Here is a 13,433-nt window from a genome sequence, read left to right as displayed (position 1 = left end):
CGTTTACACCAGGACCCGCTCGATGCCGCCGTTGTTGGCGCGCTCGACATATTCCGGCATCCAGTTCTCGCCCAGCAGGTGCTTGGCCATTTCCACCACGATGTAATCGGCGGTGGTGCCGGCATCTTCGTTGTAGCGCGACAGGCCCTGGAAGCACGACGGGCACGAGGTCAGGATCTTGACGTCGCCATTGAAACCGTCGGCGCGCACCTTGTCGGCGCCCTTGCGGATTTCCTCTTCCTTGCGGAAGCGCACCTGGGTCGATACATCCGGACGCGACACGCCGAAGGTGCCCGACTCGCCGCAGCAGCGGTCGCTCTTCTCGATCTTCTGCGCGTCCACGGTGGTGATCAGCGAGTTGACCGTCTTCAGCGGATCCTGCAGCTTCATCGGGGTGTGGCAGGGATCGTGGTACATGTAGCGGGTACCGGTCACGCCTTCCAGCTTGACGCCCTTCTCCAGCAGGTATTCGTGGATGTCGATGATGCGGCAGCCGGGGAAGATCTTCTCGAATTCATAGCCCTGCAGCTGGTCGTAGCAGGTGCCGCAGGAGACCACGACGGTCTTGATGTCGAGGTAGTTCAGCGTGTTGGCCATGCGGTGGAACAGCACGCGGTTGTCGGTGATGATCTTCTCGGCCGCATCGTAATTGCCGGTGCCGCGCTGGGGATAGCCGCAGCACAGGTAGCCCGGGGGCAGCACCGTCTGCACGCCGACATTCCACAGCATCGCCTGGGTCGCGAGACCCACTTGCGAGAACAAGCGTTCCGAACCGCAGCCCGGGAAGTAGAACACCGCTTCGGTCTCGGCCGTGGTGGTCTTGGGGTTGCGGATGATCGGCACGATCTTGTCGTCCTCGATGTCCAGCAGCGCGCGCGCGGTCTTCTTGGGCAGGTTGCCCGGCATCTTCTTGTTGATGAAGTGGATCACCTGCTCCTTGACCGGCGCGCGGCCGACCGTAGCCGCGGGTTTCGCGGTCTGCTTCTTGGCAAACTTCTTCAGCAGGTCGTTGCCCAGGCGCTGCGCCTTGAAGCCCCAGTCGGTCATGACCTTGCGGGTGGCATTGATGGTGGCCGGGTCCTTCGCGTTCAGGAAGAACATCGCAGCCGTCGTGCCGGCATTGAAGGACTTCTTGCCCATCTTGCGCAGCAGGTTGCGCATGTTCATCGAGACGTCGCCGAAGTCGATGTCCACCGGGCAGGGCGTGACGCACTTGTGGCATACCGTGCAGTGGTCGGCCACGTCTTCGAACTCTTCCCAGTGCTTGATCGAGACGCCCCGGCGGGTCTGCTCTTCGTACAGGAAGGCTTCGACCAGCAGCGAGGTGGCGAGGATCTTGTTGCGCGGCGAGTACAGCAGGTTGGCGCGCGGCACGTGGGTCGAGCAGACCGGTTTGCACTTGCCGCAGCGCAGGCAGTCCTTGACGCTGTTGGCGATGGCGCCGATGTCGCTTTGCTGCATGATCAGCGATTCGTGGCCCATCAGGCCGAACGACGGCGTGTAGGCGTTGCGCAGGTCGGCTTCCATGCCCGGCAGGTCGAGCAGCTTGCCCTTGTTGAAGCGGCCTTCGGGGTCGACGCGTTTCTTGTACTCGCGGAATTCGCCGATCTCGTCTTCGGTCAGGAATTCCAGCTTGGTGATGCCGATGCCGTGCTCGCCCGAGATCACGCCATCCAGCGAACGCGCCAGTTCCATGATGCGCGCCACGGCGACGTGGGCATCCTGCAGCATCTCGTAGTGGTCGGAGTTGACCGGGATGTTGGTGTGCACGTTGCCGTCGCCGGCGTGCATGTGCAGCGCCACGAACACGCGGCCGCGCAGCACGCGCTTGTGGATCGCCTGGCATTCTTCCAGGATCAGCTTGAAGGCGCCGCCGCTGAAGATCTGGCGCAACTGGGCGCGCACTTCCTGCTTCCACGAGATGCGCACGGTGCGGTCCTGCACCACGTGGAAGACCTTGGCTTCGGGCTGCTCGACCAGGCGCTGGTCGAACACGGCCATCATCTTGTCCAGCCCCAGCGCGGCCAGCTCGCCCTTGGCGACTGTCAGCGGCTTGTCGAGGTTGGCCAGCAGGTAGGACCAGCGCGCATGGGTCTGCTCCAGCAGCGCCTGCGCCTGGTGCACGCGGTCTTCCAGCATTTCGGAAGCGGGGATATCCTCGCCTTCGGCGTCGTCGCTCTTGCCCAGCGGCAGGTTGCCCTTGGCGAAGAAGCCGTCCAGCTCGGCCAGCAATTGCAGCTTGTTCTTGATCGACAGCTCGATGTTGATGCGCTCGATGCCGTCGGTGTATTCGCCCATGCGCGGCAGCGGGATCACCACGTCTTCGTTGATCTTGAAGGCGTTGGTGTGCTTGGCGATGGCGGCGGTGCGCGAACGATCCAGCCAGAATTTCTTGCGCGCTTCCGGGCTGACCGCGACGAAGCCTTCGCCGACGCGGTTGTTGGCCATGCGGATCACTTCCGAGGCGGCCGCGGCCACCGCGTTCTCATCGTCGCCGACGATGTCGCCGATCAGCACCATCTTGGGCAGCACGCCGCGCTTGGACTTGGTGGAGTAGCCGACCGCGCGCAGGTAGCGCTCGTCCAGGTGTTCCAGGCCGGCCAGGATGGCGCCGCCCTTCTTGGTTTCGGCGTCCAGGTAATCCTTGATCTCGACGATCGACGGGATCGCGTCGCGCGCCTGGCCGAAGAACTCCAGGCAGACCGTGCGGGTCTGCTTGGGCATCTTGTGCAGGATCCAGCGCGCCGAAGTGATCAGACCATCGCAGCCTTCCTTTTGCACGCCCGGCAGGCCCGACAGGAACTTGTCGGTCACATCCTTGCCCAGGCCTTCCTTGCGGAATTTCTTGCCAGAGATTTCCAGTATCTCGCTCTTGAAGACTTCGGTCTTCTGGCCCTTTTCGCCGGGGTGCGACCACTCCAGCTTGAAGCGGGCCACTTCGACGTCGTGGATCTTGCCCAGGTTGTGGTCCAGGCGGGTAACTTCCAGCCAGTCGCCCTGCGGGTCGACCATGCGCCAGCTGGCCAGGTTGTCCAGCGCGGTGCCCCACAGCACGGCCTTCTTGCCGCCGGCGTTCATGGCGACGTTGCCGCCGATGCACGAGGCCTCGGCCGAGGTCGGGTCGACCGCGAACACGAAGCCGGCCTTCTCGGCGGCATCCGATACGCGCTTGGTGACCACGCCGGCGCCCGAGTAGATGGTGGCGTAGGGCTTGTCCAGCCCCGGCAGCACTTCCATCTCGACCGCGCCCAATTGCTCCAGCTTTTCGGTGTTGATGACGGCCGACATCGGCGTGAGCGGAATGGCGCCGCCGGTATAGCCGGTGCCGCCGCCGCGCGGGATGATGGTCAGGCCGAGCTCGATGCAAGCCTTCACCAGGCCGGCCATCTCGTCTTCACTGTCCGGGGTCAGCACCACGAACGGATACTCGACGCGCCAGTCGGTGGCGTCGGTCACGTGCGACACGCGCGACAGGCCGTCGAACTTGATGTTGTCCTTGGCGGTATAACGGCCCAGCACCTTGGTGGCGCGCTTGCGCAAATCGTAGGTGCGGCGGAATTCTTCGGCGAAATCGGCAATGGCCTTCTTGGCCGCCTTGATCAGCGCTTCCACGCTGGCGCTGCGGCGCACCGCCTCGGCGTCGCCTGCATCGGCCTGGCCGACATCGATGCGGCGCTTGTCGACTTCGTTCAGGCGATGGTTGAGCGCCTCGATCAGCGCGGCGCGGCGCTTGGGGTTGTCCAGCAGGTCGTCCTGCAGGTAAGGGTTGCGGCGCACGACCCAGATATCGCCCAGCACTTCGTACAGCATGCGCGCCGAGCGGCCGGTCTGGCGCTTGGCGCGCAGCTCATCCAGCAAGGACCAGGACTCTTCGCCCAACAACCGGATCACGATCTCGCGGTCGGAGAACGAGGTGTAGTTGTACGGAATTTCGCGCAAGCGCGTGGGCGTGGCGCCGTGCGGCGCGTCGGTGAGCAAGGCTTGGATGTGAGCGGGGGCGTTCATTAATGTAGAAAAATAAATCTGCTGCCGGATGTGCATTTTAGCCTATTGCCAAGAGTCGCGACGGGACGCCCCCGGTTTTGCGGCCGCAATGCAAATGATTGCTCTTTATCAACGAAGCGCTGGCGGAAATTGGCTTGCAATCAATTTTTGCAAAGCAGCAAAAGATGGGATGGCAATGCAGGACGAATGGCAGCGATGCCGATAGCCATAGATGATTGAATTTATAAAAACAATCAATTTATTGTTTTTGATTATTAAAATCTATAATTCATCCATACATCGTGAAAACACGGAGGAAGCTATGCCGCAAAACCTGATTACCGCCCTTCTGGAAAACCTGGCCGACTACGCCCAGTGCAAGGCCTGACCGCCCCAATCGACACCCACGCCATTTCACCATCAGGGAGATCGCCATGAAATCGACATCGCAGAACCAGAATCTACCCGCCCGCGCCGCCGACGCCCGCCCCGGACTGGGCCTCAAGCCGCGCCAGATCGTCATGCTGCTGGTGGCGCTGGTGTTCGTCGCCGCCAAATCCTATGAAGGCTTGCACACTTACTTCGCAGTCCTGCCGGCCTGAGCGCTCAGGCCAACCAGTCCGCCACGCTGCGCCAGAAGCCGTCAGGCACATTCATCAACAGCCAGGTCATCGCGATATAGCGCAGGAACTTGCCGATCGCCATGTAGACGACCGAAGGCCAGAACGGCAGGCGCAGCCAGCCGGCCAGCGTGCAGATCGGGTCGCCGATGCCCGGCAGCCAGGCCAAAAGCATGGTCTTGGGGCCGAAGCGCTCCAGCCAGTGGAACCAGCGCGTCGAGCGTTCCTTGGCGAAAGCCTGCTTGGCGCCGTAGCCCATCCAGTAATCCACCACGCCGCCCAGCGTGTTGCCGACCGTGGCCACCAGGATCACCGGCCAGAACAGCTCCGGATTGGCCTTGATGACGGCGAACACCGCCGGCTCCGAACCGAGCGGCAGCAGGGTCGCGGAAATGAAGCTGATAAGGAAGACGGAAGTCAGGCCAACGGTGGGAACGGCGAGGACATTCAGGAGCCAGAGGATGGCGGATTCGATCATGCGGGCGAGATATGGATTGTCGGCGGCCGGAAGTCCGGATGGAAACGTGCCGGCGGCCCTGCCGCGGCAAATGGCGAAGCCCGCATTCTAGCCTGTGCCGCAACGGCGCATATCAAGAAGTTGGCAGGCAACGCGGCTCCATTATAATGATCAGTTCCCCCGCGCCGGCCGGCTATCGCCTGCCGCATGCGGGAGGAGCCCGACTCCGGCTTACCAAGCCGTTTTCCCCACCATCTTTTCATTCTATGACTGCGCTGAAACGCCATTCTTCATGACCAAAATGAGTAATAACGATTATCTCCAGAAAATCCTGACCGCCCGCGTCTACGACGTCGCCCAAGAAACGCCACTCGAACTGGCCAACACGCTGTCGCAACGGATTGATAATCGAATTTACTTCAAGCGCGAAGACATGCAGAGCGTATTCAGCTTCAAGCTGCGCGGCGCCTACAACAAGATGGCGCACCTGCCGCCGGCGCAATTGAAGCGTGGCGTGATCTGCGCCTCGGCCGGCAACCACGCGCAAGGCGTGGCGCTGTCCGCGGCCAAGCTGGGCTGCCGCGCCGTGATCGTGATGCCGACCACCACGCCGCAGGTGAAGATCGACGCCGTCAAGGCGCGCGGCGGCGAGGTGGTGCTGTTCGGCGACTCGTTCACCGACGCCTACAACCACGCGCTGACGCTGGAGAAGAAGCACAAGCTGACCTTCGTCCACCCGTTCGACGACCCTTACGTGATCGCCGGCCAGGGCACGGTGGCGATGGAAATCCTGCGCCAGCATCCCGATCCGATCCACGCCATCTTCGTGGCCATCGGCGGCGGCGGCCTGATTTCGGGCGTGGCGGCCTACGTCAAGGCGGTGCGCCCGGACATCAAGATCATCGGCGTTCAGACCGCCGACTCCGACGCCATGGCGCGCAGCCTGAAAGCCGGCCGCCGCGTGGCGCTGCCGGACGTCGGCCTGTTCTCCGACGGCACCGCCGTCAAACTGGTGGGCGAGGAAACCTTCCGCCTGGCCAAGAAGTATGTCGACGACATCATCATCGTCGACACCGACGCCGTCTGTACCGCCATCAAGGACATCTTCCAGGACACCCGCAGCATCGTCGAGCCGGCCGGCGCGCTGGCCGTGGCCGGCGCCAAGGCGTATGTGGAACGCGCCAAGGGCAGCAAGCACCCGGTCAAGGGCCAGTCGCTGGTGACCATCGCCTGCGGCGCCAACATGAACTTCGACCGCCTGCGCTTCGTGGCCGAGATGGCCGACGTCGGCGAGGCGCGCGAAGCGGTGTTCGCGGTGACCATTCCCGAAGAGCGCGGCAGCTTCCGCCGCTTCTGCGAAACCGTCGGCCCGCGCAACGTCACCGAATTCAACTACCGCATCAGCGACGCCAAGTCCGCGCACGTGTTCGTCGGCATCCAGATCGGCAGCGCCGACGAATCCGGCAAGATCGCGCGCAACTTCGAGAAGGCCGGATTCGGCGTACTGGACCTGACGCACGATGAGCTGGCCAAGGTGCACATCCGCCACCTGGTCGGCGGCAAGAGCGACCTGGCGGGCAACGAGCTGCTGTACCGCTTCGAATTCCCCGAGCGTCCGGGCGCGCTGATGAAGTTCCTCAGCAGCATGAACCCGAACTGGAACATCAGCCTGTTCCACTACCGCAACCAGGGCGGCGACGTCGGCCGCATCCTGGTCGGCGTGCAGGTGCCGAAGAAGGACATGAAGGAGTTCCGCTCCTTCCTGGCCCAGCTCGGCTACCGTCACTGGGATGAAACCAAGAACCCGTTGTACAAGCTGTTCCTCGGATAAATTCCGGGCGCCGCGGCCTCGCCATCGCGATGCCGCGGCAACATCGCAGGAGAAATCATATGGACAAGCCAAACCCGTCCGCTTCCGGCCACTCGCCGGAAACCTCGCCGCTGGGCAAGAGCTCGGCCTATCCCGACCGTTACGATCCGTCGCTGCTGTTCCCGATCCCGCGCGCGCCCAAGCGCGCCGAACTGCAGATCGCCGGCACCCTGCCCTTTTTCGGCGTGGACATCTGGACCGCCTACGAAATCTCGTGGCTGAACCTGCGCGGCAAGCCGCAGATCGCCATCGCCACCTTTACGGTGCCGGCCGACTCGCCCAACATCATCGAGTCGAAGTCGTTCAAGCTGTATCTGAATTCGTTCAACCAGGAACGCCTGGAAAGCTCGGCGCAGTTGCTGGAAAAACTGCGCACCGACCTGTCGGCCGCGGCCGGCGCCCCGGTGCAGGTAGCACTGACCGAACCGGCGCAATTCGGCCAGTTGCAATTCGGCGAACTGGGCGGCCTGCCGCTCGACCGCCTGGATGTGGAAATCGAGGCATCGTCCCATCCTGACGGCAGCATCCTGCGCGCCAGCCAGGACGAAGCCACTGTGGAGGAAACCTTCGTTTCGCACCTGCTCAAATCGAACTGCCCGGTGACCGGCCAGCCCGACTGGGGCAGCGTGCAGATCCACTACGTGGGCGCGCCGATCGACCAGGAAAGGCTGCTGAAATACATCATCGGCTTTCGCGAGCACAACGAGTTCCATGAGCAGTGCGTGGAGCGCATCTTTATCGACGTCATGCGCCAGTGCAAACCGCAGAAACTGGCGGTCTACGCGCGCTATACGCGCCGCGGCGGCCTGGACATCAATCCCTGGCGCAGCAATTTCTCCAGCGGCCACGCGCCTTCGCAGTTGCGCAACGCGCGCCAGTAAGTGCCGGCAAAGGCACGGAACGATTCGTTTCGCGGCAAATATCCGTCAATAAATTGTTACAGATTCTTGCCGCCGGTAAACGCTAAAATGTCGGAGGAATTTGCCGCAAGCGCATGCTTGCGGCAGCCACCGGGTTCAACCGCCGGCGACGCAACCTGCACATTCGTAACAAATTGCCCAGGTAAAACGGAGCCGTCAGGGAATTTTTCCCTGAAAATGCCTGTCTTCACGGCACTCATCGCGTTTCGGCAGTGACTGCCGAAACAAAACACCGATCAATCAGCAACATGCAGCCATCTTCCCGGCCCCGGCCCGCGGAGGATTGGCCCATCGGACAATAAATATGACAAACACCATCCCGCGCCACGGCGCCTCTTCTTCATTCCATTCCAGCCGCCGCAACAAGGCCGGCCTGCTTGCCGCCGTCGCTGCCGCCTGCGCCTTGAGCATGCCGCTGGCCGCGCATGCCGACGACAACCAGAACAGCCTGTGGCAAAGCACCAAGGACCATGTCTCCAACATCTGGGACAAGGGCGACGACGCCATCTACCTGTCCGGCGTGGCGCACCATGGACGCGGCACCTACACCAAGGAAAAACTGAACGAGCTCAACGAGCATGCCTGGGGCCTGGGTTACGGCAAGACCCTGCGCAACGAGAAGGGCGACGACGAATCGCTGTACGGCCTGGTGATCAAGGACTCCCACCGCCATCCGCAATACATGGCCGGCTATGCCTATGAATGGGTGTTCCCGATTGCGCACACCGGACTGGAGCTCGGCCTGGGTGGCACCGCCATGCTCATGAGCCGCCAGGACTACTTCAACAGCATCCCCTTCCCGGTACCGCTGCCGCTGGCCTCCATCGGCACCAAGAAAGGCAAGCTGATGTTCGCCTACGTGCCGCGCCTGAGTGCCAACAAGAACAACGGCGACGTCTTGCTGATTTTCGGCCGCATCGAAATGTAAAGCCGGCCCGGCCCCGCGCGGCCGGGACAAGGGCGGAAAGACTTGATTTTCAACAACTTCCGCCTGATTTCCCGGGGAAATCCCCCAGCTCGCTTCAAATCCCGCCGGTCTGGTCAAATTCCCCCGTTGTTTCACGCTTCCAGAGCATTGCGGGGTTCCCAAACAAGCCTATAATCCTGCTCAAAGTACCACCCCTGTAGTAATTCTTTGAGCGTCATGACTAATCTTGCAAAAATCCTGTCTCCAGAAAATGTCGTTCTGGACCTGGAAGTCTCCAGCAAAAAAAGAGCTTTCGAACAAGCCGGCCTGACATTCGAAAACAACTGCGGCATCGCCCGCTCCACCGTTTCCGAAAACCTGTTTGCGCGGGAGCGCCTCGGTTCGACCGGGCTTGGCCATGGCGTCGCAGTCCCGCATGGGCGCATCAAGGGCCTCAAGGCGCCGCTGGCCTTGTTCATGCGGCTGGCAGACCCGATCCCGTTCGAATCCCCCGACGGGCAACCGGTCAAGCTGCTGGTGTTCCTGCTGATCCCTGACCATGTCACGCAGCAGCACCTGGAAATCCTCTCCGAGATCGCCGAGATGTTTTCCGACGACGCCTTCCGCAACGAGCTGACCGCCGAACCCGACAGCGCAACGGTGCATTCCCGTATCGTGACCTGGCAACCGTCTCTGGAAAAAGCAGGGTAGAGCGCGCCCTGGCCGTCCCTTGCCCACCTCTGCCAGCAGAATCGGATCTACATGCCCCATTACTCCGCGCTGTCGATACAGCAGCTCTATGAAGAAAACCGCGAATCCCTGCAATTGGGCTGGTTCGCCGGTTTCCCTGGCGGCGAACGCCTGATCTCCGGCGACGCGGTCTCGGCCGCCGACCAGGTCGGCCACCTCAACCTGATCCACCCCGGCCGCATCCAGGTCTTCGGGCACCAGGAAGTCGAGTATTACCAGCGCCTGTCCAACACCTCGCGCGCCTACCAGACCTCCGAGCTGGTGGCCGGCGAGCCGCCCGCCTTCATCATCGCGCAAGGATTGTCGACGCCGCCTGACATCCTCGCGGTGTGCGACGAGAAGAACATCCCGCTGTTTTCGACCCCGCTGCCGGCGGCGCAGGTGATCGACTACCTGCGCGTCTACCTGTCCAAGAAACTGGCCCAGCAGATCACCATGCACGGCGTGTTCATGGATGTGCTGGGCGTGGGCGTGCTGATCACCGGCGAATCCGGCCTGGGCAAGAGCGAACTGGGGCTGGAACTGATTTCGCGCAGCCACGGCCTGGTGGCCGACGACGCGGTGGAGTTCGCGCGCATCGCCCCCAACATGATCGAAGGCCGTTGCCCGCCGTTGCTGCAGAACCTGCTGGAAGTGCGCGGCCTGGGCCTCCTGGACATCAAGGCCATCTTCGGCGAGACCGCGGTGCGCCGCAAGATGCGCCTGAAGCTGATCGTGCACCTGGTCCGCCGCAGCACGCTGGAAGAGAACTACGAACGCCTGCCGCTGGATGCGCAATACGAGGAAGTGCTGGGCCTGCCGATCCGCAAGGTGGTGATCCCCGTTGCCGCCGGCCGCAACATCGCGGTGCTGCTGGAAGCGGCGGTGCGCAACACCATCCTGCAGCTGCGCGGCATCGACACCCTCAAGGAATTCATCGAACGCCAGCGCCGCGCGATGAACGGAGAATAATCCCGCCCGGCGAGACGCCTCTGTTCTGTCATGCGGCGTTCATGTCGCATGCGTTATCATTGTCCGCATGCGAATCGTTCTGATCACCGGCATCTCCGGTTCCGGCAAATCGGTGGCACTGCATGTGCTCGAGGACGCCGGCTATTTCTGCGTCGACAACCTGCCGCCAGCCCTGCTGTGCGACCTGGTCGACACCCGCATCCGCGAAGGCGCCAGCACGCTGGCCGTGGCCACCGACGCCCGCAGCGCCGACTCGCTGGCGACACTGCGCACCGATATCGACAAGCTCAAGGCTGCCGGCCACGACGTCAAGGTATTCTTCCTGACCGCCTCCGACGAGGCGCTGATCACCCGCTTCTCCGAAACCCGCCGCAGCCATCCGCTGTCGCACCGCCTGCTGCCCGGCCGCAACCCGGCCGACCGCCTGACGCTGATCGAATGCATCGCCATCGAGCGCGAGATGCTGGGCGACATGCAGGAAATCGCGCACGTGATCGACACCTCGCAATTGAGTTCGAACAAGCTGCGCCGCTGGATCAAGGGCCTGGTGGACATCGAGCGCTCGCCGCTGACCCTGCTGTTCGAATCCTTCGCCTTCAAGCACGGCCTGCCGCTGGACGCCGACCTGGTGTTCGACGTGCGCATGCTGCCCAACCCGCACTATGACGCGGCGCTGCGTCCGCTGACCGGGCGCGACGATCCGGTGATCGAGTTCCTCTCGGGCTACCAGGAAGTGGCCGACATGCTGGGCGACATCCGCGGCTTCGTGGAGAAATGGCTGCCGTCCTTCAAGGACGACAACCGCAGCTACCTCACCGTCGCCATCGGCTGCACCGGCGGCCAGCACCGCTCGGTCTACATCGCCGAACAGCTGGCGCGGCATTTCCGCGCCACCGAACAGGTCGTGTGCCGGCATCGCCAGCTGGACTGATCCGGCCCGCGCCGCCTAGACCGCCGACAACAGGTCGTCGCTGCGCAATACCCCAAGCAGCAGCTTCTTCACCGGCGCCGGCAACGGCGCGTCAGCCAGCTTTTGCACCGGATACCAGACCAGCGCATGTTGCGCGATGCGCTGCGAACGGCTTTTCAGCGCGACCTGGAACGGCGCGACGTGCAGCTTGAAGTGCGTGAAGACGTGCGAGAACGGCTGCAGCTTGCGACAGCCTTCCAGTTCCCCATAGGGCGCGACCAGAGTGCGCACTGCCGCGTCGAAGCGTTCGGCATCGCCTGCCGCGATTTCCGGCAGCGACAGCAAACCGCCCCAGATGCCGCTGTCGGGGCGCTGCTCCAGCAGCACATCGCCGCCGTGCGCGACCACCAGCATGACGGTTTCCTTTTCCGGCACCGCCTTCTTCGGCTTGCTCACTGGCAGCTCCGCCACCCGGCCCTGCGCCAGCGCCACGCAACGATCGGCCAGCGGACATTTGCCGCATGAAGGCGTGCCGCGCACGCACAGCGTGGCGCCGAGATCCATCAAACCTTGCGTGTAGGCTTCGATGCCTTCATCCGGCAACAATGCCACGGCGCGCAGCCACAGCTTGTCTTCGACCGGCTTGGCGCCGGGATAGCCGTCGATGCCGAACACGCGCGCGAATACGCGCTTGACGTTGCCGTCCAGGATGGCGGCGCGCCGACCGTAGGAAAAGGCCGCGATGGCGGCAGCGGTGGAACGGCCGATGCCCGGCAGGTCGGCCAGCAAATCGGGATCGTCGGGAAAGCGCCCGCCATATTCGGCGACCACGCGCTGCGCACACTTGTGCAGGTTGCGCGCGCGGGTGTAATAACCGAGGCCGCTCCACAGCGCCATCACGTCTTCGGAAGGCGCCGCCGCCAGGCTGAACACATCCGGGCAGCGCTCCAGAAAGCGCTGGTAATAAGGGATGACCGCGGCCACCTGGGTCTGCTGCAGCATGATCTCCGACAGCCACACGCGATAGGCGTCGCGCGTGTTCTGCCAGGGCAGCGCATGGCGGCCATGCTGTTTTTGCCAGGCGATCACCGCCGCCGAGAACGACGGATCTTCATAACGCTCGCCATCGACCGGCGCGCCCTTGCGTCGCGGCTTGTCAACCAGGCCCTTCATTTCTGGCAACTCACGCAGTAGAAGGTGGATCGCTGGCCCTGCTTGATCTGGCGGATAGCCGTGCCACACACGCGGCATTCCAGGCCGGCGCGGTTATAGACGAAATAGCTTTGCTGGAAGTAGCCGGACTGGCCGTTGACGGCGATGAAGTCGCGCAGCGTGCTGCCGCCTTGCTCGATGGCCGCCGCCAGCGTCTCGCGGATGGCATCGACCAGGCGCTCGTAGCGCGCCAGGCTGATCTTGTAGGCCGGCGTCTTGGGATTGATGCGCGCCTTGAACAGGCTTTCCGATGCGTAGATGTTGCCCACCCCGACCACGATGTCGCCGGCCAGCAGCACCTGCTTGATCGGCGCCGAACGCGCGCGTGTCTGCCGGAACAGCTCGCGCGCGGTGAATTTGTCTTCCAGCGGCTCCAGCCCCAGGCTGCGCAGCAGCATATGCTCTTCGACCGAGCCGTCTGCCAGGTCGTGCCAGAGCACCGCGCCGAAGCGCCGCGGATCGGTCATCCGCAATACCTGGCCGCCGACCAGCAGGTCGAAGTGGTCGTGCTTCTGCGGGGCGATGCCGGGCGGCAAAATGCGCAGGTGGCCGGACATGCCGAGGTGCACGATCAGGGTGCCGTGGTCGAAATTGATCAGCAGGTATTTGCCGCGGCGGCTGGTGCTGCGCACGGTGCGCCCGGCCAGCAGCGCGTCGAGCCCGGCCGGAAAAGGCCAGCGCAGCCCGGTGTGGCGGGTGACGACGCCGGTCACGGTCTTCCCCTCTAGATAAGGGGCGACCCCGCGTCGGGTGACTTCAACTTCTGGCAGTTCTGGCATCTGGCTACGTCGGTAAGGCTGCGGATGAGAAGCCCCGTATGATAATCCAGATGCCGGAAACGAGGCCGCAGGC

General features: G+C 63.3%; 12 protein-coding genes. 7 read left to right on the top strand and 5 right to left on the bottom strand.

Translation table 11 applies throughout. From position 1 onward, the window contains the following. Positions 1–3: 3 nt before the first annotated feature. The gene (locus J7548_RS08740) at positions 4–4,005 is read right to left on the bottom strand and encodes an FAD/FMN-binding oxidoreductase (RefSeq protein WP_290973236.1); all 4,002 of its coding nucleotides are present in this window, start codon (positions 4,003–4,005) and stop codon (positions 4–6) included. Positions 4,006–4,418: 413 nt separating this feature from the next. Between J7548_RS08740 and J7548_RS08735 the strand changes: the two genes are divergently transcribed. Continuing rightward, positions 4,419–4,586 (top strand): hypothetical protein, encoded by a 168-nt coding sequence (locus J7548_RS08735; protein ID WP_290973234.1) that lies wholly within the window; start codon positions 4,419–4,421, stop codon positions 4,584–4,586. A 4-nt stretch (positions 4,587–4,590) separates the two neighbouring features. Here the strand turns inward: J7548_RS08735 and J7548_RS08730 are convergent, their stop codons facing one another. Further along, positions 4,591–5,082, bottom strand: a complete 492-nt coding sequence (locus J7548_RS08730) for a YqaA family protein (RefSeq protein WP_290973233.1) — start codon at positions 5,080–5,082, stop codon at positions 4,591–4,593. Between the two features lie 271 nt (positions 5,083–5,353). Between J7548_RS08730 and ilvA the strand changes: the two genes are divergently transcribed. After that, the gene (gene ilvA / locus J7548_RS08725; RefSeq protein ID WP_290973231.1) at positions 5,354–6,892 is read left to right on the top strand and encodes a threonine ammonia-lyase, biosynthetic; all 1,539 of its coding nucleotides are present in this window, start codon (positions 5,354–5,356) and stop codon (positions 6,890–6,892) included. Between the two features lie 59 nt (positions 6,893–6,951). Then, on the top strand, positions 6,952–7,812 hold the full coding sequence (gene queF / locus J7548_RS08720) for an NADPH-dependent 7-cyano-7-deazaguanine reductase QueF (RefSeq protein WP_290973228.1): 861 nt from the start codon (positions 6,952–6,954) through the stop codon (positions 7,810–7,812). Positions 7,813–7,868: 56 nt separating this feature from the next. Here the strand turns inward: queF and J7548_RS08715 are convergent, their stop codons facing one another. Beyond that, positions 7,869–8,051: a hypothetical protein gene (locus tag J7548_RS08715; RefSeq protein ID WP_290973227.1), complete on the bottom strand. Its 183-nt coding sequence runs from the start codon at positions 8,049–8,051 to the stop codon at positions 7,869–7,871. 209 nt (positions 8,052–8,260) lie between these two features. Here J7548_RS08715 and J7548_RS08710 point away from each other — a divergent pair, with 209 nt between their 5' ends. The 4 genes from J7548_RS08710 (at position 8,261) to rapZ (ending at position 11,390) form a co-directional block, all read left to right on the top strand. Beyond that, a complete protein-coding gene (locus tag J7548_RS08710) occupies positions 8,261–8,779 on the top strand; it encodes a hypothetical protein (protein ID WP_290973358.1) in 519 nt (172 codons plus the stop codon). A 216-nt stretch (positions 8,780–8,995) separates the two neighbouring features. Further along, positions 8,996–9,469: a PTS sugar transporter subunit IIA gene (locus J7548_RS08705; protein WP_290973224.1), complete on the top strand. Its 474-nt coding sequence runs from the start codon at positions 8,996–8,998 to the stop codon at positions 9,467–9,469. 51 nt (positions 9,470–9,520) lie between these two features. Continuing rightward, the gene (hprK, locus tag J7548_RS08700; protein ID WP_290973221.1) at positions 9,521–10,459 is read left to right on the top strand and encodes an HPr(Ser) kinase/phosphatase; all 939 of its coding nucleotides are present in this window, start codon (positions 9,521–9,523) and stop codon (positions 10,457–10,459) included. Between the two features lie 67 nt (positions 10,460–10,526). Further along, the gene (rapZ, locus tag J7548_RS08695; RefSeq protein WP_290973218.1) at positions 10,527–11,390 is read left to right on the top strand and encodes an RNase adapter RapZ; all 864 of its coding nucleotides are present in this window, start codon (positions 10,527–10,529) and stop codon (positions 11,388–11,390) included. 15 nt (positions 11,391–11,405) lie between these two features. On the opposite strand, the gene mutY is transcribed toward rapZ, so the two are convergent. Further along, positions 11,406–12,542: an A/G-specific adenine glycosylase gene (gene mutY, locus J7548_RS08690; protein ID WP_290973215.1), complete on the bottom strand. Its 1,137-nt coding sequence runs from the start codon at positions 12,540–12,542 to the stop codon at positions 11,406–11,408. Continuing rightward, complete coding sequence (gene mutM, locus J7548_RS08685; protein ID WP_290973213.1) at positions 12,539–13,360, bottom strand: bifunctional DNA-formamidopyrimidine glycosylase/DNA-(apurinic or apyrimidinic site) lyase; 822 nt, start codon at positions 13,358–13,360, stop codon at positions 12,539–12,541. Before mutM ends, mutY begins: the two co-directional genes overlap by 4 nt. Positions 13,361–13,433: the final 73 nt, after the last annotated feature.

This window comes from Herbaspirillum sp., assembly GCF_017744395.1.
Classification (GTDB): domain Bacteria; phylum Pseudomonadota; class Gammaproteobacteria; order Burkholderiales; family Burkholderiaceae_D; genus Herbaspirillum.
Note: the sequence above shows the minus strand (reverse complement) of the source record. Positions and strands in the feature narration are given on the sequence as shown.

Bases quoted from the DNA above. Each gene is read 5' to 3' on its own strand.
- queF (WP_290973228.1), top strand. From the start codon at position 6,952: ATGGACAAGCCAAACCCGTCCGCTTCCGGCCACTCGCCGGAAACCTCG.
- J7548_RS08730 (WP_290973233.1), bottom strand. From the start codon at position 5,082: ATGATCGAATCCGCCATCCTCTGGCTCCTGAATGTCCTCGCCGTTCCC.
- J7548_RS08705 (WP_290973224.1), top strand. From the start codon at position 8,996: ATGACTAATCTTGCAAAAATCCTGTCTCCAGAAAATGTCGTTCTGGAC.
- J7548_RS08710 (WP_290973358.1), top strand. From the start codon at position 8,261: ATGCCGCTGGCCGCGCATGCCGACGACAACCAGAACAGCCTGTGGCAA.
- ilvA (WP_290973231.1), top strand. From the start codon at position 5,354: ATGACCAAAATGAGTAATAACGATTATCTCCAGAAAATCCTGACCGCC.
- J7548_RS08740 (WP_290973236.1), bottom strand. From the start codon at position 4,005: ATGAACGCCCCCGCTCACATCCAAGCCTTGCTCACCGACGCGCCGCAC.
- mutM (WP_290973213.1), bottom strand. From the start codon at position 13,360: ATGCCAGAACTGCCAGAAGTTGAAGTCACCCGACGCGGGGTCGCCCCT.
- J7548_RS08715 (WP_290973227.1), bottom strand. From the start codon at position 8,051: ATGAGTGCCGTGAAGACAGGCATTTTCAGGGAAAAATTCCCTGACGGC.
- mutY (WP_290973215.1), bottom strand. From the start codon at position 12,542: ATGAAGGGCCTGGTTGACAAGCCGCGACGCAAGGGCGCGCCGGTCGAT.
- hprK (WP_290973221.1), top strand. From the start codon at position 9,521: ATGCCCCATTACTCCGCGCTGTCGATACAGCAGCTCTATGAAGAAAAC.
- J7548_RS08735 (WP_290973234.1), top strand. From the start codon at position 4,419: ATGAAATCGACATCGCAGAACCAGAATCTACCCGCCCGCGCCGCCGAC.
- rapZ (WP_290973218.1), top strand. From the start codon at position 10,527: ATGCGAATCGTTCTGATCACCGGCATCTCCGGTTCCGGCAAATCGGTG.